Genomic DNA, 18,502 nt, shown 5'->3' with positions numbered 1-18,502 from the left:
GAGAGGAGGCGGCGAGGTGGGTGGGTACCTCGTCGTCGTGAAGCCCCGGGGGATCGCGCGCAGCGCGCAGGGACCTACGGAAAGCCGCTCGAGTAGACTGTTCGATGAAGCGTGAACACCAAGAAGTGTATGCCCAGCATCGAACACTTAGCAATCCGGCCCAGGAGGCGCCATGACCGCAGAACAGCCCCCGGCGCCCCGGCACCGCACCCCGCCGGAGCACACGCACCCCCGCGACGTCCCGCTGCAGTCCGCCCTGGCCGCGCTCGCCGACCCCGTACGGATCACGCTCGTACGGGAGATCGGCGAGGCGCAGGACTGGACGCGCGCCTGCGGCAGTTTCGACGTCCCGGTGCGCAAGGCGGCCCTGAGCCACCACTTCGCCGTGCTGCGCTCCGCCGGGCTGATCGAGCAGCGGGACCACGGGGCCAAGCGGTTCAACCGGCTGCGGCGGCCGGAGTTCGACGAGCGGTTCCCCGGGCTGCTGGACCTCGTACTGAGAGAGGCCCCGGACGGCGGGGATCCCGCGCCCGCGCCCTGAGCAGGTCCGCCGTGCGGAGCACGACCCCGCGGTCCACGCTCGGGGCGCCGTACGCGAGGGTCAGGCCGAAGACGCTTCGGAACGTGGACAGGTGCAGCACCACCGCGTAGTTGGCGGCGGTCCGGTTCACCACCGTCCGGAACTCCGAGACGTGCTGGGCGTGCGGGCCCAGCGCCGGATCGACGACACCGACGTTGGTGATGCAGATCCCGGGCGCGCTGTCCCGGCCGGCCAGCGCCCGTACGGCCCCGCGTATCTCGACGTGGTCGCGGGCGAGCGGCCGCCACTCGGTGTCGGCGGCCCGGAAGGCCGACCTGTACCGGGCCGCGTTCGCCGCCAGCCCCCCGTCCCCGAGCCGCAGCGGGGCCCGTACGACGCCGATCCGGCAGCCGGGGTCGGCGAGCAGTCGCGCCCCTTCGCAGCGGCCGCGCAGGGACACCGCCGTGAACAGGTCCAGCTCGGTCCGGTCCGTCGCGGCGGCGAAGGACTCCGCGAGGGCGGTCGCGAAGAACTCGTTGACGGTGACGCCCTGTTCGGCGCAGTACGCCCGCACCCCCGCCGACTCGGCGGCCGAGAGGTCGAGCGCGACGTAGTCCGCCCGGCGCTGCGGCCACGGCGCGGCCCGGTCGAACGGCACCGGCGGCGCGGCCGACGGGGCGGCCGCCCCGGCGACGGGCGGCTCGTACCGCGGCGGCCGGTAGGTGAACCGCCCCGGGTGCGGCGGGAACTGTGCCGGCACGGCCGCGGTCGGTCCCGGCGCCGCGCCGAAGAGGTGCCCGAGCAGCGCCCCCGCCATCACCCCGGTCGTGAAACCGTCCGAGATCGCGTGGTTGCGGGTGAAGAAGAGATGGGTCACCCCGCCCGGCACGTCCTCCAGCGCCCGCAGCCGCCACAACGGGCCGCCGGTCTCCAGTACTTCGTTGAGCTCCTCCCGCAGCACCCGCCTGGGGGAGCGGCCCGCGGGCAAGGCGCCGTGGCGCACCTGCTCCGGGCCGGGCGGCGGGCCCGCGTGGAACCACAGCCCGCCGTCCACCGACTCCCGGATCCGCAGCGTCAGCACGGGCAGCTCCCGCACCCACCCCTCGACGGCCCGGGCGAACTCGTCGGGGCCGAAGAGCGAGGCGACGGCGAGGTGCGTCGTCACCTGGGTGCTGCCGCCGAGCTCGGCGTGCATGTAGGCGAACGACGCCTCGATGTCGTCCAGCTCCCGCAGCGCGTGCCCTGGCCTCACAGCCAGCGCACCTGGTTCGTCACCGTGACGCCGTGGTCCGGGAATTCGAGGGAGAGCACGTCGCCGTCGCCGATGCTGAAACCGGCGTGGAAGCTGCTCCGGTCGGCGCCGAGGAACACGTAGTGCACGGCGTTGGGAGCGCGCAGCGCCGGGTGGGAGAAGAGGTGCCCCGTCATCGACTCCACCGGGTAGTGCAGGGCGTCCAGGCCGGTCCTGAACTCGCCTTCCCAGGCGGTGCGCCCGGCGCGCTCGACCGTGACCCGACCGGTCACCGCCCGCGGTGGCTCGCCGGGGAAGAACCAGGGGGAGACCGAGGCCTCGCACAGCTTGGCGTACGAGAGGTGGGCCGGGTTCTGCCGGAACCGCCCGATGTCGGTCAGGTCATTGCCGAAGGTGTGGCCGAGGTAGACGGCCTCGCCCTTCTCGTCGGTCCGGTAGACGAGGACGACTTCGGCCTCCTCGCAGACGGCCACGGCCGCGGCGGGCACGCCCAGGGGCTCGCCCGATACGCGCAGTGCGCTGCCCGGCCCCTTGAAGAACCAGTTCGGGTGCTCCGGACCGGCCGCCTCGCCCTCGGCGGCCACCTTGACGTTGTGGGTCTGCATGAAGCCGCCGGCGACAGCCGTGCCCGGCGCGTCCGGCAGTAGCGGCGGCAGGGGGCGTACCGCACCCCGGGACGCGGCCGGGATCAGCCGCCCGGGGCCCGCGCCCCGCACCGCCTCGGCGAAGGCGTCCGAGGAGCCGCCCGCGTCGAGCAGGGCCACGGCGGTGTCGGCGGGGGCGGGGAAGAGGAGCAGCGGCTCGCCCGGGGGCGTGTCGGCGAAGCAGACGAACCGCTCGCCCTGGTAGGCGCATTCGAAGAAGGGGGTCATGACGGACGTCCTCCCGGGACGGACGTGGTGGTTGTGGGGAAGAGGAGGGGAGCGCGGCGGCGCCCGGTCACTCCATGAGGATCTCGACGAGGGCCGGCTTGCCGTGCTCCTTGATGTACGCGACCGCGGCGGCGACGGCCGGCGCGATGTCGGCGACCGCCTCGACCCGGGGCAGCGCGTGGATGCCGTAGGACTGCGCGAGGGTGACGAAGTCGACGGGGTTGTCATGGAAACTCGTCGCGATGTGCGCGCGGTCGATGTCGCGGTCGCGGTTCCCGGCGACGCGGGCGGCGTGCTGGGTGGAGTTCAGGTAGAGCCGGTTGTTCATGACGACGACCAGCAGCGGGACGTCGTACGCGGCCAGGGTCCACAGCGCGCTCGGCGTGTACAGCAGGTCGCCGTCGGCCTGGAGGTTGATGCAGAGCCGGTCCTCGTCCCGCAGGGCCAGCGCGGCGCCGACCGAGGCCCCGAGGCCGTAGCCCAGTCCGCCGCCGCCGTTGAGGCCGAGGTAGCTCTGCGGCCGTTCGATGGGCCAGAGCTTCTTGACCCAGCCGTCGATGGTCAGGCTGCCGGTATTGGCGAGGACCCACTGCTCGTCCCGCACCGCGCGGTGGATCTCGTCGACCGCCGCGGCCACGTTGACGACCTCGCGTCCCTTGGCGGCCTCGGCCTGCTCCGCCCAGCCGGTCCGTGCCCGGGTGTGGGCGGCGGCGATCGTCTTGGCCCGGGTGTCGCGCCGCTCGGTGAACGAGTGGTCCCCGAAGGGCCCCTCGGGATCGGTGGCGGCCGAGTGCAGGGCGGTGAGCGTGCGCAGGCTGTCCGCGACGACCGCCTCGGCGACCGGTACGAACTGCTGGTAGTCGGCGGCCCACTTGCTGGTCAGCAGGTCGTTGGAGCCGATGGTGACGACGTGGGCGCCGTTCGCCGGGGTGCCCTGGTCCGTCAGCTCCAGGAACGAGCCGAGCGCGCCGACCAGGTCCTGCACCTCCAGCGCGATGACCAGGTCGGCCTCCGCCAGGACACCGGTGTCCGTCGCCCCGCTCAGGTTGAGCTCGTGGGTCGTGGGGAAGTTCATCCGGTTGCCGCGGTCGACGACCGCCAGCCCCAGGGCCTCGGCGAGCGCGATCAGTTCGGCGACCGTCCGAGGCTCCCTCCCGGAGAAGTCCACGATCAGCACGGGGAGTTCGGCGTCGAGCAGCCGCCGGGCGAGGTCCCGTACGGTCTCGGGCGCGGGGCCCGGCAGGGCGGCGGGCCGCGTCGCCTCCGCGGGCAGCAGCCGTACGCCCTCCTCGATCGGCTGTTCCTGCACGTCGAAGTCGAGCGCCACGAACACGGGTGCCTGCGCCTCGGTCCGGGTGAGCTTGAAGGCGCGGTAGAGGGACTCGATGGTGCCGCGCTGGCTCGTGGGCTGGTCGCACCACTTCACGTAGTCCTTGACGACGGACTCGATGTTCTGCGAGGTGTGGATCCAGTCGATCCAGGGGCGGCGCTTGGCCGCGTCGATCGGGCCGTTGCCGCCGATGACCAGCAGCGGGACCCGGTCGCACCAGGCGTTGAAGATGGCCATCGAGGCGTGCAGCAGGCCGACGTTGGCGTGCACGAACACGGCCATGTGCCGGTTGCCCGCCTTGTGGTAGCCGTGGGCGACGGCGACCGCGATCTCCTCGTGGCAGGCCATGACGATGCCCGGGGAGATGTCGGCGTTGCCCTCGTGCACCAGCGAGTCGTGCACCCCGCGGAAGGAGGCGCCGGGGTTGAAGGCCACCAGGTCGATGTCCTGCTGCCGCAGGAAGGCCACGACCAGGTCGGAGAAGTAGGCCGTCATGCCAGGACCTTCGTTCGCGGGTCCGCGGTCGGGTCCGGAGTCGGGGGATGCCACAGTTTCTTGCCTTCGGTGAATGCGAGCACCGCGTAGGGTCCGGCGCTCGCGTCGAGCTCCAGGCCGAACCCGGGGGTGTCGACGGGGGAGATGGTGTTGGCCGTGCGGTCGACCGCCGGGCGGGGCGTGACCACCATGCGGTCGAAGAACCGGTCGCTCTGCCCGGCCTCGACGGTGAGCGCGTCGGGGTGGGCGAAGGCCAGCGCCCGGCCCGCGTTGATCAGCGGTCCGACCTCGGCGACCTGCACGCCGATCTGGAAGGCGACGCCGTGCTCGCGGGCCAGGGCGACCACCTGGGCCGAGCGCAGCAGCCCGCCGCACTTGGACACCCGGACGTTGAACGCGTCGCAGGCGCCGTCGCGCACCGCGGTGCGCGCGTCGTCGGGGCCGCCGAGGGACTCGTCGAGCATGATCGTGGCGCCGGTGGCCCGGCGCAGCGCACGCAGGTCGGCCCAGGACCGCCGGGGCAGCGGCTCCTCGAAGAGGTCGGCGCCCGCGTCCCGCAGCCGCCCCACCAGGCCGGCCGCGGCCTCGGGGGTCCAGCTCATGTTGGCGTCGACCATGACGGGGACGGACTCGCCGAGCCGGTCGCGTACCGCGGCCACGGTCCGGACATCACGGGCGGGGTCCTCGGAGGCCTTGATCTTCACGAAGTGGAAGGGGCCCCGGGTGTCGAGGAACTCCTGCGGGTCGGTGCCCGTGTCGAGCACCTGCGAGACGGGCAGCGCCGCCGGATCCGAGTCCGGGCCCCGGCCGCCCCGGCCGGGGAGCAGCGCCCCGGCCGGGGCGGCGAGGCGCCGCCCGAGCAGATCGAGTACGGCCGTCTCCAGCAGGCACACCAGGTTGTTGCCGCCGGTGATGCCGAAGGTCTGCTCGAAGCCCGCCGCGTGCAGGTCGCCGAGCAGCTCCGCGGGGTCGGCCGCGCGCAGCCGCGCGAACAGCAGGCCCAGGTCGACGAGTTCGAGGGCTGCCCGGACGGAGTGGCTCGTCTCGCCGGTGACGTACGGGCGGGGCGCGCATTCTCCGAGTCCGCGGTGTCCGTCGACGCTCAGGGAGAGCAGGAGGCTGTCGGAGCTGCGGCGGCGGGCCGCCGGATGGTCGAAGCCGGCCCGCATGGGCTGGGTGACGTGGTGGAGCAGGGCCTCAGCCACGGTGTTCCAGCCCCGGCAGCAGGGTGAAGGCCGAGGTCCAGTTGACCAGGCTGCGGCGGACGCCCGTGTAGAAGAGGTAGTGCTTCCCGGTGGGGAACTTGTGGAGCGAGCCGCGGCCCCGGGTCATCTCGATGTACGTCTTGTGCGCGTCGTCGAGGTCCACGATCGGGTCGGTCAGACCCGACACGAACGCGGTGGGGACGTCGGGCAGTTCGCGCTCCGCGTTCACGTAGTACTCCTCCAGGCGCAGGAGTACGGACCGCGAGCGCCGGGTCAGCCGGCGCACGGCCAGGTCGTCGTGGTCTATGTAGCTGCGGTACTTGGGGTCGTCGGTGAAGTCGGCCGAGTCCAGCCCCGCGTCCCACGGGTCGGTGCTCTCGTCCGCGGCGAGGGCCGCGCGCTCCCCGTCCGAGAGGGTGGCGTGCAGCTTGCCCAGCCACGTCGAGCAGAACACCGCCCCGTCGTAGGGGACGTGGAAGGACGGGTCGTGCAGCAGCGCGGCCATGAAGGATCCGCCGAGGCAGTGCCCGAACAGGGTGAGGGGCACGTCCGGGCCGATCTCCTCGCGGACGGCGGCGATGGCGGCCGCGTAGTCGTCCAGGACCGTCCGGGCATCGGGCATCTCGCTGCGCTCGCCGTCGCTGATGCCGCTGCCGCGCCGGTCGAGCACGTAGAAGGCCACGTCGTTGTCGGCGAACTGCGGGCCCGCCTCCCAGAGCCAACCGGCGTGGCTCTGCAGGCCGTGGAAGTAGAAGACCGCACCCTTCAGGGTGCCGGGCCGCCACACGTGCAGGGCCAGGTCCGCGCCGGGTCGGCGCACGGTGACGATCTCCCTGCGGGTGCTCTGCGGCGCCCTGGTGAGTTCGAGCATGTCAGTTCTCCCCCTTCTCCCGGTCTCCGGATCCGGTGATCTCGGAGACGAAGGCGATGTCCTGCTGGAACGGCTTGTACTTGTACTGGGTGGTGTTGCCGAGGGTCCGGCGGCTCTCGAAGTAGCTGCCGACGGCGCCGTGTGCGACCGGCACCACGACGATCGGGTCCAGGCGGCCGCTGTCGCGCTTGGACGCGTACTCGATGTTGATCAGGCCGAGCTGTTCGTCGATCCGCGCGGACAGCGCCGCGGCGAGTTCGCCGGTGAGCGCGGCGCCCGTCTCGACGACGGCCACGTAGTGCGGCGGCTCCGCCCACCGGGGACCGCACAGGTACAGGCCCATGTCCACGCCGAGCAGCCGGAAGCCGTTCTCGATCGCCTCGGTGACCTGCGCCTCGGTGATCTTCTCGCCGGTGAAGGAGTGGAACACCCCGCTGCGGCGTACGAAGTGCACCCACGGCACGCCGGACGCGTCGACGCGGTCCACGTGGTAGATGTCCCCGGTCCACAGCCGGTACAGGCCGTTCCCCTGGGACATGATCAGGTGGTAGTCCCGGCCGGCCTCGATCTCGTCGAAGAGCAGGGTGCCGACCGTGCCGCCGCTCTCGAGGACCTCCCCGAGCGGCACGTCGGCCGGTACGAACTCGAAGAACGCCTGGCTGACCGCGAGGGGCTGGGAGTGCGTCGTACCGTCGACGGGGATGGTGGTGACGCCCTCCGTGCCGCACGTCATGAACGGCAGCTTGTCGACCCCGGGCAGCACGGCGTCCAGCTTGCCGCGGTACAGGCCTGCCGAGGCGGAGAGCCAGCAGCTGTAGAGGGTCAGGGACGGCCAGACGTCCTTGAGGCTGAAGGCGGGGTCTCGCAGCACGGCCTCCAGGCGGGCGGCCGCCGCCTCGTCGGGCTCGCCGTAGGGCTCGCCCTCCAGCGTCCCGGCGCGCAGGTCCGCCACCAGCCGGTCACCGTTGACGGCGATCAGGTCCCGCAGCGACACCAGGGTGCTGGGGTTGATCGCGGAGATGTAGTGCAGCTCCCGGCCGACCAGGTGCCGGACGCGGTGGTACATGCGCCCCTCGTGGGAGGTGGGCGTCTGCGGCCCGAACCACGGTGCGTCGTACCACGGCGGGTTCCAGTCCAGGCTGTTGATCTGCGGATGGCGGTTGCTGATCGCCTGGTGCTCGACGCCGTGCACGAAGTCGAGGACGTCCTCGCGCACCGTCTGGGTGTCCAGCGTGGCGTGGGGGTGCGCCAAGAGCTCGGGGTGCTGCTCCAGGTAGGTGCCCCACATCGCCTTCATGGCGGGGATGCGGTAGGTCAGCAGCCAGTGCAGGGTGTACGGGACCCGCTTCGGGGTGCCGGTCGTGCCGCTGGTCTTGAGCCAGCGCAGGACGGGGCTGCAGCTGAGGATCCCGCCCTTGGTGCGGGTCTCGCGCTCGATGGGTCCGGCGAAGTCGTCGTACCGCATGATCGGCAGGACCTTGCGGAAGGCGGCCGGCTCGTGGCGCACCGCGTCGTAGCCGTTCTCCTTCCAGTGCAGGGAGCCCGCACTGAATTCGATGATGTCGGCCAGGACGCGGTCCTGGGCGGCCGCGGGGTTGCGCAGATCGGCGAGGAGGTCGGCGCGGGCCTGCCGGCATTCCTCGGCGAAGGGGCCTCGGCGGTCGTTCCAGTGTTCCTGCCAGAGCGACCCGTGGTGTGTGGCCATGGTTGCGATGCACTCCGATGGGTGAGGAAGGGTGCGTGGGGGAGAGGGGTACCGCGCGGGTGTGCCCCGCTCAGCGGTCGATGAGCGCCATCATCCGGTCGTTGTAGCGGGGGCCGGCGACCTTGCCGGGCGCCGCGACCTCCTCGATCCGGGCGAGCAGTGCCGGGTCGAGCACGACCGAAGCGGCCCGGAGGTTGTCCTCCAGATAGGTGCGGCGCTTGGTGCCGGGGATGGGCACGATGTCCTCGCCCTGGTGCAGCACCCACGCGATGGCGAGCTGCGCCGGGGTCAGGCCGTGCTCCTCGGCCAGCGCGCGGATGCGTCCGGCGATGGCCATGTTGTGGTCGTAGTTCGCGCCCTGCAGGCGAGGGTCGTGGCTGCGGAAGTCGGTCTCCGGGTAGCTCTCGGCGCGGTCGACGGAGCCCGTCAGGAAACCGCGTCCGAGCGGGCAGAACCCGACGAGCCCGATGCCGAGTTCGCGCAGCAGCGGCAGGACGCCGTCTTCGAGGTTGCGCTCCCAGACCGAGAACTCGCTCTGGACGACGGACAGCGGGTGCACGGCGTGGGCGCGGCGGATGGTGCTCTCGCTCGCCTCGCACAGCCCCAGGAAGCGCACCTTGCCCTGGGTGACCAGCTCGGCCATCGTGCCCACGACGTCCTCGATGGGGACGTCCGGGTCGACGCGGTGCTGATACAGGACGTCGATGTGATCGGTGCGCAGGCGCCGTAGCGAGGCCTCGACGACCTCGACGATGTGGGCGGGCCGACTGTCGACGGGGGCCGTGGTGCCGTCCTTCAGCTTCATGGGGAAGCCGAATTTCGTGGCGATGACGACCTGTTCGCGGCGGCCCTGGAGGGCTGTGCCGAGCAGCTCCTCGTTGTCGTACGGGCCGTAGGCCTCGGCGGTGTCGAGGAGGGTGACGCCCAGGTCCAGGGCGCGGTGGAGGGTCAGGATCGATTCGGTGTCGTCGGGGGTGCCGTACCACTGGCTCATCCCCATGCAGCCGAGGCCCATGCGGGAGACCTCGAGGCCCTGACGGCCGAGTTTGGTGTGCTTCATGATGCGTTCTCCGTTCGCTGCGGGAAGTTAGATCAGAAGCCATGTTTGTACTTCAGGTCAAGATTTATGTGTCCCAAGTCACGTGAAAACCGTGTCAACATCGCGTTAAACCTGCCTACAAGGGAACTCGACGGCGGCTCAAAATTGACTCCTCGTCTATTCTTGGACGGGTCAACACCGTTGAGGGGGAGTCATGAAGCGGTCGATTCACGTGCAGGGCGAAGAGGTGGCGGTCGTCGGGATGGGCTGCCGGTTCCCCGGTGCCGACGGCGTCGAGGAGTTCTGGGACCTGCTGACGCGCAACGCGGACGCCGTCACCGAAGTCCCGGCCGACCGTTTCGACATCGACGCCGTCTACCATCCGGCCCCCGCGCCACCCGGCCGGACCGCCTCGCGCCACGGCGGCTTCCTGTCCGAGGCCTTCGCCTTCGACTCCCTGTTCTTCGGGATATCGCACGCCGAGGCCCGGGACATGGACCCGCAGCAGCGCCTGCTGCTGCACGTCGCCTGGGAGGCCTTCGAAGACGCCGGGATCCGGCCCTCCACCCTCGCGGGGACCCGGACCGGAGTCTTCGTGGGCCAGGCCACCGCCGAGTACGGGGAAGTGGGCGCCGGCCACGCCGTCTCGGGCATTCGCAGCGCGGCCGGCAGCCGGCTGCGCGCCACCACCGCGGGGCGCCTCTCGTACGCCTTCGACCTGCGCGGCCCCAGCCTCGTCCTGGACACCGCCTGCTCCTCCTCGCTCGTCGCCGTCCACGCCGCGCGGCAGAGCCTGCTGGCCGGCGAGAGCGACCTGGCCGTAGCGGGCGGCGTCAGCTTCGTCCTCTCCCCGGCCGACGCGATCGCCTACTCCCAGGCCGGCATGCTCGCCCCCGACGGGCGCTGCAAGTTCGCCGACTCCTCCGCCGACGGCTTCGTACGCAGCGAGGGCGTCGGGGCCGTGGTCCTCAAACGGCTCTCCGACGCCCGCCGCGACGGCGACCGGGTCCTCGCCGTCCTGCGCGGCAGCGCCGTGGTCAACGACGGGCGCGGCAGCGGCCTGCTCCTCCAGCCCGCCGTCGACGGCCAGGTGGAAACCGCCCGCACCGCCTGGCGGAGCGCCGGGATCGATCCGGCCGACCTGCGCTACGTCGAGGCGCACGGCACCGGCACGGTCACCGGCGACGGGGTCGAACTGCGGGCGCTCGCCGAAGCGGTGGCCGGCCGGCGGCGGCCCGGGGACCCGCTGCTCATCGGCTCGGTGAAGACCAACATCGGCCACGCCGAGGCGGCCGCCGGCATCGCCGGTCTCATCAAGGCGGTGCTGATCACCCGCCACGGCCTGATCCCCGCCTCCCTGCACCTCCACCAACCCCACGGGATCCTCGCCGCAGAGGGCTCCCCGCTCGCGGTCGTCACCGCCAACCGCCCGCTGGACGCCGCGGCCGGAGCCCCGCTGATCGGGGTCAGCTCCTTCGGCATCTCGGGCACCAACGCCCATGTCGTGGTCGGCGCGTACGAGCACGAGGCCGCCGGGGACGAGCCCGGGGACGAGCCCGGGAACGTCGTACGGGCCGCGCGCGCGGCCGAACCGGCCTTCGCCCGCCCCGAGTCCGGCCCGGGAGACCCGCAGCTGCTCGTACTCTCCGCCCGCTCGCACGCCTCGCTGCTCGCGCTGGCCCGGTCGTACGCCGCACACCTGGGCCCCGCCGGACCCGGGCGCGACGTACCCCTGCGGGACCTGTGCGCGTCGGCGGCCCTGCGTCGCGACGCCCACCCGTACCGGCTGTGGGCCGTGGCCGGCACGCACGAGGAGCTCGCCGCCGCCCTGACCGCGCTGGCCGAGGGCCGTGAGGTCCCGGGCGCGGGCGTCGCCGAGGCGGGATTCTCCCCCCGCCCCACCGTCTTCGTCTTTCCCGGCCAGGGTTCCCAGTGGCCCCGGATGGGCCGCGGCCTTCTGGCCGCCTCGCCCGCCTTCCGGAGGGCCATGGCTGCCTGCGACGAGGTGGTCCGCGCGGAACTGGGCTGGTCCCCGCTCGCCTGGCTGGAACGCGATGAACTGCCCGCCGAGATCGACGTGGTCCAGCCGCTCCTGTGGTCCATGGAGGTGGCCCTCGCCGCGACCTGGCGCTCCATGGGCGTCGCACCGGACCTCTGCATAGGCCACAGCATGGGCGAGGCCGCCGCCGCACAGGCCGTGGGAGCACTCTCCCTCGCCGACGCGGCCGCCGTCATCTGCCGCCGCAGTCGGCTGATGAAGCGGCTGGCCGGGCAGGGTGCCATGCTCGCCGTCGAACTGTCCGCCGACGACGCGCGGGACGTCGCCGCCCCGCACGGGCGGGCCGTCTGCGTGGCCGCCGAGAACGCCCCGCTCGGCACCGTCCTGGCCGGCGACGCCGAGGCCCTGCGGCAGATCGGCGAGGAACTGACGGCGCGCGGGCTCTTCAGCCGCCCGGTCCGCGTGGACGTCGCCTCGCACTCACCGGCCATGGACGCCCTGCGCGAGGAACTGCCGGCCGCACTGGGCTCGTTGACCCCCACCGCGCCGCACACCGCCATGATCTCCACCACCCGGTGCACCCCGGTCACCGGACCCGACCTCGATCCCGCGTACTGGATGGACAACCTGCGCCTGCCGGTACGGTTCGTCGACACCGTACGCGGCATCCTCAAGGCCGACGCCCCCGTGTTCGTCGAGGTCAGCCCGCACCCGCTGCTCGTCGGCGCCCTGGAGCAGACCCGGGAGGAGGCGGGGGCGCAGGGAGCGGCCGTTCCCTCGCTGCGGCGCGGGCAGGACGAGCGGACCGCACTGGTCCAGGCGCTCGGCCAGGTGTACGCGCACGGCGGCCGGGTGGCGTGGGAGCAGTGGTTCGGCGCCGCGCCCCGGGACGTTCCGCTGCCCCGCTACAGCTGGGACACCCGTGAGTTCCGGCTGGCCGACGAGCAGCCGGACCCCGCCGCTGCGTCGCCGATCGCCCCGCCCGCCCTGCCCGCCCCGCCCGTCCCGTTCGTGCGCGAGAGCCCGCTCAGCGCCTGGGGTTCGGGCGAGTGGGGGAGCGCGGTGTCCGTGCGCGGGCTGACACCAGTGCCGCCGGTGGTCTACCTCGCGGCCGCCCTGGACGCGGGGCGCGCGCTGGCGGGCACCGCCGACCTGGAACTGGTGGACGCCCGGCTCGGTGACACGTACGTGGACGCCGGCGAGGCCGCCGCCCTCTCGCTGCGCACCACCGTGCTGCCCGCGCCCGGCGGCGGGGAGTGGGAGGTCCGGGTCGAGGCCTTCGGCAAGGGGACGGCGGCCGTGTGCCTGCGGGCCCGGCTGCGGCCGGCCACCGCGGAAGAGGGCGGGGACGGCGACACCGGAACCGCCCGGGTGGACGCCGCACTTGAGCGGTGCACGCGCTTCCACCGCGCCGCTGCCTTCCGCGTGCTGGCCGAGGACCGCGGCTACACGATCGACCCGCGCTTCGACGGCGTACGGCGACTGTGGACCGGGGATGCCGAGGCCGTCGCCCGGATGACGACGCCGGAGGTCCCCTACCCCGCGTCGCTGGAGTCGGCATTCCAGCCATTGCTCGCCGCCCTGCCGGCAGAGCTGCGGCTGCCCGTTTCCTTCGACCGGGTCCGGCTGCCGGAGCGGCTCGACGGGGAGTTTTGGAGCATCGCCCGCCGCACGGCCGGCGCGGACCGCGCGGACGTCGAAGTCGTGTCCGCCGAGGGGCACCGGCTCGCGGTCTTCGAGGGGATCCGGCTGCGCCCCGCGGCCCCCGCCGAAACCACCTCGGGCGCGCTCCGCTCCGGTGCGGGCGCGCTGCTGTCCGCCCTCGCGGGACTCGCGGGGGAGGCCGCCGCATGGCTCGCCCCCGAGCAGCGGGTCGCCGTACGGGCCAAGGCCCAGGCGCCCGTGCAAGCGCCCGCACCCACACCCTGCGCACCTCCCGCGCCGCTGGCCGAACGGCCCGCGCCCACGCCGCGGCCGACGCCGGCCGGGCTGACGGTGGAGGCTTTCGCGTCACATGCGGCGGTGGTGCTCGGCATGCCCGCCGATCTGCTCGACTCCCGAAGGCCGCTGCGCGATTTTGGGCTGGACTCCCTGATGGCGACGCGGCTGCGCCGGCGGGTGCGGGAGGAGCACGGCGTGGACATCGCGTTGGACCGGCTGCTGGGTGGGGCGAGTGTGGCGGAGGTGGTGCGGGATTCGGCCGGATGACGAGGTCAGGGGGGTGCCCGGGCATTGCCAGAAACGTTGACCGCAATCTAAAGTTAATTGGGAGTCAATGTACGGGCACTCCATGCCGACCTGCTGAACGGAATAGCGCGATGGACCCACTCCCCTCCACGGCCCCTCGTACCCCCCCGGGGCGTCGCGAACGGAACAAGCAGAAAGTCCGGGAGAGTGTCTACGCCTCGGCCCTGGCCCTGTTCGCCGAACAGGGCTATGACAAGACCACGATCGACGAGATCGCCGAGCGCGCCGATGTTGCCCGGGGCACTTTCTTCAACTATTTCTCCCGCAAGGAAGACCTCATCACCGCATGGGGTGAACAGCGGCGACACAAACTGCGGGAGCGTCTGGAGATGGTGGAGCCGCATCGCGGCGGAAGCGTGGCCGCCCAGCTGGAACGGTGCATGGTTGCGCTGGCGGATATCAACGAGGAAGAGCGCGAAGTGGCGGGGGCGATGCTGGCCGCATGGGTGAAAGCGGGCCGGCCGCTCCTCGAAGAGCCTTACGCCGCCGAGATATTCGCCGGAATTCTCCAGACCGGGCGGGCCGTGGGCGAGATTTCGTCGGAGGTGGACCCGCAGCGAGTGGGAAACGTGCTGCGTGACGTCTACCTCGGTGTGCTTTACCGCTGGTCCCGAGAAACCGATCCGGACATTTCCCTCCATGATGAACTCCATGGAGTACTCGGCATCTTCCTCCACGGAATCATCGCGGCAAAACGCTGACAAGCCGACCCCGAGGTGGACGCGCTGACCGGTGCGGTACCCCCTGGGTACGCACCGGGTCCCCGCCCGCGCCCCGTACCTGGGAGGCGGGTGACTTCGGTGACCTGGGCCTGCTGGCGAGGTACGAGATCCCCGCGGTGGTCGACCAGCGCAACAAAGCCCTGGGGAAGTGCCGCAGCCTTCGCAGGTCCGTTCGGCAAAGGGGTGAGGCATGGCGCGTACCGGTACGGGCTCGGGCGGGTCGGCCGCGCGCCGGGTCGCCCTCGCGACCGACGGGTTCGGCCGGGAGCACGACGCGGAACTGCCGCTGCTGGTGGCGGCGTTGCGCGAGCGCGGCATCGACGCGGAGGCGGTCGGCTGGGACGACGCCGGGTACGACTGGGCCGCGCAGGACGCCGTGGTGATCCGCTCCACCTGGGAGTACACGCACCGGCTGCCCGACTTCCTGAGGTGGGCCGACCGCGTCGCCGCGGTGACCGCGCTGCACAGCCCCGCCCGGGTGGTGCGCTGGAACAGCGACAAGACGTACCTCGCGGAGCTCACCGCCCGCGGGGTGGCTACCGTACCGACCCGGTTCATCGCTCCCGGCGAAGACGCCCGGCTGCCGGAGCACGGCGAGATCGTGGTCAAGCCGTCGGTCTCGGCCGGCGCCCGCAACAGCGCCCGGTACACCGAGGACCAGCGGGACGCGGCCGAGGCCCACGTGCGCCTGCTGCACGGGGGCGGCGAGACCGTGATGGTCCAGCCGTACATGGAGCGGATCGTCGAAGGCGAACGCGCGCTGGTGTTCCTGGGCGGGGAGTTCAGCCACGCGATGCGCAAGGGACCGGTGCTCACGGACACGGGGCGCGTCGACAACGAGCGCGTACCGCACCCCGACCTGATCACACACGTCCCCGACGCGGCCGAACGGGCGGTGGCCGCCGCGGCGTTGGCCGTGGTGGAGACCCCGGCGGGCGACCCGCTGCTGTACGCGCGGGTCGACCTCGCGCTGGCCGGGGACGGATCCCCGGTCGTGATGGAACTGGAGCTGATCGAGCCCCACCTCTTCCTGACGACGGCCGAGGGCGCCGTCGAGCGCTTCGTGGAGGCCGTCGCCGGGCTGAGCCGCAGCCCGACGGCTGCGGCTCAGTAGTGGCTGTTCATCGCGGTGCGGACCTGCGCGAGGGTGGCCTCGGCGACGGCGTTGGCCCGCGCGTTGCCCTCCCGGAGGACCTGGCGCAGGTACCCGCGGTCCCCGGCGTACGCGGTGCGCCGTGCCCGGATCGGCGCCAAGTGCTCGTTGACGGCCTCGGTCACGTGCTTCTTGAGGGCGGCCGAGCCCGCCGCGCCGATCTCCTCGGCGATCTCCCGGGGGTCCCGGGCCTGGCAGAGGGCCGCCAGCAGGAGCAGGGAGGAGACCTCCGGGCGGGCTTCGGGATCGTAGGTGACGTGCCGCTCGGAGTCGGTCTTCGCACCGCGCAGCAGCCGGGCCGTCTCGTCGGCGTCGGCGGCCAGCGCGATGGCGTTGCCCCGGCTCTTGCTCATCTTGCCGCCGTCGGTGCCCAGGAGCAGCGGGGCGGCGGACAGCAGGGCGTCGGGTTCGGGGAAGAGGGGGGTGCCGTTGCCGTAGCGGTCGTTGAAGCGGCGGGCGATGGTGCGGGTCAGTTCGAGGTGGGGGAGCTGGTCCTGCCCGACGGGGACGAGGTGGGACTTGCAGAAGAGGATGTCGGCGGCCTGGTGGGCGGGGTAGGTGAACATCAGGCCGCTGACGGAGGACTGGCGCGAGTGGGCGATCTCGTCCTTGACCGTGGGGTTGCGGTTCAGCTCGGCGACGGAGACCAGGCTGAGGAAGGGCAGCAGCAGCTGGTTGAGGGCGGGGATCGCGCTGTGGGTGAAGATCGTGGACCGCTGCGGGTCGACGCCGATGGCGAGGTAGTCCAGTACGAGGTCCTCGACGACCTCGGTGAGGTTGTCGGCGACGTCGCGGTCCGTCAGCACCTGGTAGTCGGCGATGACCACGAACGTCTCCACCCCCAGGTCCTGGAGACGGACCCGGTTGTGGAGGGTGCCGAAGTAGTGCCCCAGATGGAGCCGGCCGGTGGGCCGGTCCCCGGTCAGGATGCGGAAGCGGCCCGGGTCGCGGCGGATCTCCCGCTCCAGTACGGCGCTGCGGGTCTGGGCCGTGGGCGTACCCAGCGTGTCGGTGGTGTTCACGGAGTCTCCTGAAAGGTCGACGCCACCCCGAGGCCGGCCGTCCACCCCGTTCCAGGGACACGAAAGGGCCGCCCATCAGGGCGGCCCGGGTCATGCGTGGGAAGTGGCCACCCTCAGAGGGTGCGCCACCAGCTCAGGCACGAGGAACGATGCATGCCGCGATCATACCGTGCGCCGTCTCGGCCCGGATGTGCTCCGGGCCGGGACGCCGTTCCTCAGATCTGGTGGGCTATCTCGCCCGCGACGCGTTCGCCGGAGACCACCGCCGCGTTGAGCGTGGAGTTCTCCACGTCGGTGTGCTCGCCCGCGAAGTGGACGCGGCCCTCCTGCACCTCTTCGTAGCCCGCGAACGAGGTGTACTGGCCGACCTTGTAGTAGTGGTAGGCGCCGAGGTGCCAGGGGTCGAGCGACCAGTGGTCCTCGTACGCCTTCCCGGTGTACGCGGCCGTCGTGCCGGGGTAGAGGCGCTCGACCTGGGAGAGGAACCACCGCACGTCCGCCGCGGGGGCCGGACCGTGGGCGGCTCCGGTGAGCGTGGTGCGGGCGGTGTTCCCGCCGGGGAAGTTCACCAGCAGGGCGGGGGCGCCGCCCGGGCCCTGTGCGACCGAGCCGTCCCAGGCCGTCTGATAGCCGAGCGGGCCGGTGTTGGTGATGCCGTTGAAGCCGAGCCGAGGCCAGGTCTTCGCCGAGAGCTGGGTGACGATCTTCGCGTTGTGGCCCATGCCCTGTTCGCGGATGGCGGTCATCTTGCGGGCGGAGAGGTTCGCCCCCGAGAGGTCGACGTTGCGCAGGGTGCTGAAGGGCAGGGCCAGCACCACGTGGTCCGCGGTCACCGACACCGTGCTGCCCGAGCGGTCGAAGGTGCAGGTGTAGCTGCAATCGCCGTTCTGGCGCAGCGCGATGAGCTCGTACCCCTGCCGCACGGCCCCGGCCGGGAGCTGCGCGGCCATCCCGCTGACGAGCCGGTCGTTGCCGCCGACCAGGTGGTACTTCTCGTCGAAGCCGCCGCCGGCGAAGGTGGCCGAGGACCCGAGGAAGCCGATCATCCCGAGTGCGGAGGCCTCGGCGGGCTCGCCGCCGGACTGGAGCTGGAGGGACTGCACGAGCTGGCCGAGCCGGGAATCGGCGGCCAGCCCGATCTCGTCGAGGTAGTCCAGGCAGGACAGCCGGTCCAGCCGCCGCGCCTCGGGAGTGCTGCTGTTGTAGCGGGCCGTGCCCGCCGCCCGGTACGAGGCGTTGAAGGCCTCGTACGCCTCGGCCACCCAGTCCTCCTGCTGCCGGTCCCCGGTGTACGGGCCGTTGCCGATCCAGGCGGTGTAGTCCCCGTCGTCCAGGGCGCCGCCGTTCGCGTACTCCCGTGCGATGCCGAGGCTGTGGGCCAGGCCGAGGATCGCGGTGTCGGACGAGCTGATGAAGGACCCGCCGTGCTCGTGGACCGCGCCGTTGTCGAAGAATCCGCGCAACGACCAGCAGCGGCCGCCGATGTGGGTGGTGTCGGCCTCGTAGACGGTGGCGGCGACCGGGCGGCCCTGGGTCCACAGCCGGTGCGCGCAGCGCAGCCCCGCGAGTCCCGCGCCGATGATCGCGATACGGGGGCCGGGCGTCGGGCTGTCGCCGGCCGCCGCCGCCCGGCGCGGGGCGAGCGGTGCGCCGGGCAGCGCCGCGGTCGCGGCCAGGGCGCCCGCGGTACCGAGGAGCCGGCGACGGCTGAGCGTACGGCTGCCCGTATCGGCCGACCCGGCTTCGGATGAGGCGAGTCGGCGCTCGGCATGCTCGGCGCGTGCGCGGCGGGTGCGTTCGACGGCCTCGCCGGCGACCTCCTCCACCGGCATGGCGCGCCGACGTGCCTCGGCGTGGGTCGAGAACGCGAGGCGCAGCCGGTCGGGGATGCCGGTGCGGTTGACGGACTGGGGCGGGGCGGCAGGTTCCTGGTGCGGGTGACGCATGCGATGCATGTGATCCCTCTCCTCGGCGGACCGGGTCGGGCAGGCGTGGGGGCCGCGGCGATCCCGGCGGTATCCGTGAGGGGGAGTGAACCGTTGGGGGCACGCCCGGGGGAAACACCGGGTG

General features: G+C 72.5%; 13 protein-coding genes. 4 read left to right on the top strand and 9 right to left on the bottom strand.

The genetic code is table 11. From position 1 onward, the window contains the following. Positions 1–172: 172 nt before the first annotated feature. Positions 173–541, top strand: a complete 369-nt coding sequence (locus ACFWB8_RS30415) for an ArsR/SmtB family transcription factor (protein ID WP_385234192.1) — start codon at positions 173–175, stop codon at positions 539–541. On the opposite strand, the gene ACFWB8_RS30410 is transcribed toward ACFWB8_RS30415, so the two are convergent. From ACFWB8_RS30410 to ACFWB8_RS30380, 7 genes are all read right to left on the bottom strand, one after another. Further along, a complete protein-coding gene (locus tag ACFWB8_RS30410) occupies positions 438–1,772 on the bottom strand; it encodes a hypothetical protein (RefSeq protein WP_385234189.1) in 1,335 nt (444 codons plus the stop codon). The genes ACFWB8_RS30415 and ACFWB8_RS30410 overlap by 104 nt on opposite strands. Next, positions 1,769–2,644 carry an FAH family protein gene (locus ACFWB8_RS30405; RefSeq protein WP_385234186.1) on the bottom strand — a complete coding sequence of 292 codons (876 nt, stop codon included), beginning with the start codon at positions 2,642–2,644 and terminating at the stop codon, positions 1,769–1,771. Before ACFWB8_RS30405 ends, ACFWB8_RS30410 begins: the two co-directional genes overlap by 4 nt. Positions 2,645–2,711: 67 nt before the next feature. Further along, positions 2,712–4,469 (bottom strand): thiamine pyrophosphate-binding protein, encoded by a 1,758-nt coding sequence (locus tag ACFWB8_RS30400; protein WP_385234183.1) that lies wholly within the window; start codon positions 4,467–4,469, stop codon positions 2,712–2,714. Continuing rightward, complete coding sequence (locus ACFWB8_RS30395) at positions 4,466–5,674, bottom strand: mandelate racemase/muconate lactonizing enzyme family protein (RefSeq protein ID WP_385234180.1); 1,209 nt, start codon at positions 5,672–5,674, stop codon at positions 4,466–4,468. The genes ACFWB8_RS30400 and ACFWB8_RS30395 overlap by 4 nt, the downstream gene beginning before the upstream one ends. Continuing rightward, a complete protein-coding gene (locus tag ACFWB8_RS30390) occupies positions 5,667–6,545 on the bottom strand; it encodes an alpha/beta fold hydrolase (protein ID WP_385234177.1) in 879 nt (292 codons plus the stop codon). Before ACFWB8_RS30390 ends, ACFWB8_RS30395 begins: the two co-directional genes overlap by 8 nt. A gap of 1 nt (position 6,546) precedes the next feature. Continuing rightward, positions 6,547–8,250, bottom strand: coding sequence for a GH3 auxin-responsive promoter family protein (locus tag ACFWB8_RS30385; protein WP_385234174.1), 1,704 nt, complete (start codon positions 8,248–8,250; stop codon positions 6,547–6,549). 70 nt (positions 8,251–8,320) lie between these two features. Next, entirely contained in the window at positions 8,321–9,310 is a 990-nt protein-coding gene (locus ACFWB8_RS30380; RefSeq protein ID WP_385234171.1) for an aldo/keto reductase, read from the bottom strand. Positions 9,311–9,503: 193 nt separating this feature from the next. Here ACFWB8_RS30380 and ACFWB8_RS30375 point away from each other — a divergent pair, with 193 nt between their 5' ends. From ACFWB8_RS30375 to ACFWB8_RS30365, 3 genes are all read left to right on the top strand, one after another. Continuing rightward, complete coding sequence (locus tag ACFWB8_RS30375) at positions 9,504–13,496, top strand: type I polyketide synthase (RefSeq protein WP_385234168.1); 3,993 nt, start codon at positions 9,504–9,506, stop codon at positions 13,494–13,496. A 110-nt stretch (positions 13,497–13,606) separates the two neighbouring features. Then, the gene (locus ACFWB8_RS30370; RefSeq protein ID WP_385234164.1) at positions 13,607–14,236 is read left to right on the top strand and encodes a TetR/AcrR family transcriptional regulator; all 630 of its coding nucleotides are present in this window, start codon (positions 13,607–13,609) and stop codon (positions 14,234–14,236) included. A gap of 211 nt (positions 14,237–14,447) precedes the next feature. Further along, positions 14,448–15,371, top strand: coding sequence for a RimK family alpha-L-glutamate ligase (locus ACFWB8_RS30365; protein WP_385234161.1), 924 nt, complete (start codon positions 14,448–14,450; stop codon positions 15,369–15,371). Here the strand turns inward: ACFWB8_RS30365 and trpS are convergent. Both trpS and ACFWB8_RS30355 read right to left on the bottom strand, forming a co-directional pair. Next, entirely contained in the window at positions 15,365–16,432 is a 1,068-nt protein-coding gene (trpS, locus tag ACFWB8_RS30360; protein ID WP_385234158.1) for a tryptophan--tRNA ligase, read from the bottom strand. The two genes, ACFWB8_RS30365 and trpS, sit on opposite strands and share 7 nt — an antisense overlap. Before the next feature lie 215 nt (positions 16,433–16,647). Further along, a complete protein-coding gene (locus ACFWB8_RS30355; protein WP_385234155.1) occupies positions 16,648–18,387 on the bottom strand; it encodes a flavin monoamine oxidase family protein in 1,740 nt (579 codons plus the stop codon). Between the last annotated feature and the right edge of the window lie 115 nt (positions 18,388–18,502).

It is taken from the genome of Streptomyces sp. NPDC060031, from assembly GCF_042736805.1.
Lineage (GTDB): Bacteria > Actinomycetota > Actinomycetes > Streptomycetales > Streptomycetaceae > Streptomyces.
This window is presented reverse-complemented; position numbering and strand designations above follow the sequence as displayed.

What these genes read in the sequence shown, in the direction of transcription:
- ACFWB8_RS30415 (WP_385234192.1), top strand. Translation starts at nt 173, where the DNA reads ATGACCGCAGAACAGCCCCCGGCGCCCCGGCACCGCACCCCGCCGGAG.
- ACFWB8_RS30380 (WP_385234171.1), bottom strand. Translation starts at nt 9,310, where the DNA reads ATGAAGCACACCAAACTCGGCCGTCAGGGCCTCGAGGTCTCCCGCATG.
- ACFWB8_RS30400 (WP_385234183.1), bottom strand. Translation starts at nt 4,469, where the DNA reads ATGACGGCCTACTTCTCCGACCTGGTCGTGGCCTTCCTGCGGCAGCAG.
- ACFWB8_RS30365 (WP_385234161.1), top strand. Translation starts at nt 14,448, where the DNA reads ATGGCGCGTACCGGTACGGGCTCGGGCGGGTCGGCCGCGCGCCGGGTC.
- ACFWB8_RS30385 (WP_385234174.1), bottom strand. Translation starts at nt 8,250, where the DNA reads ATGGCCACACACCACGGGTCGCTCTGGCAGGAACACTGGAACGACCGC.
- ACFWB8_RS30355 (WP_385234155.1), bottom strand. Translation starts at nt 18,387, where the DNA reads ATGCATCGCATGCGTCACCCGCACCAGGAACCTGCCGCCCCGCCCCAG.
- ACFWB8_RS30370 (WP_385234164.1), top strand. Translation starts at nt 13,607, where the DNA reads ATGGACCCACTCCCCTCCACGGCCCCTCGTACCCCCCCGGGGCGTCGC.
- ACFWB8_RS30405 (WP_385234186.1), bottom strand. Translation starts at nt 2,644, where the DNA reads ATGACCCCCTTCTTCGAATGCGCCTACCAGGGCGAGCGGTTCGTCTGC.
- ACFWB8_RS30390 (WP_385234177.1), bottom strand. Translation starts at nt 6,545, where the DNA reads ATGCTCGAACTCACCAGGGCGCCGCAGAGCACCCGCAGGGAGATCGTC.
- ACFWB8_RS30375 (WP_385234168.1), top strand. Translation starts at nt 9,504, where the DNA reads ATGAAGCGGTCGATTCACGTGCAGGGCGAAGAGGTGGCGGTCGTCGGG.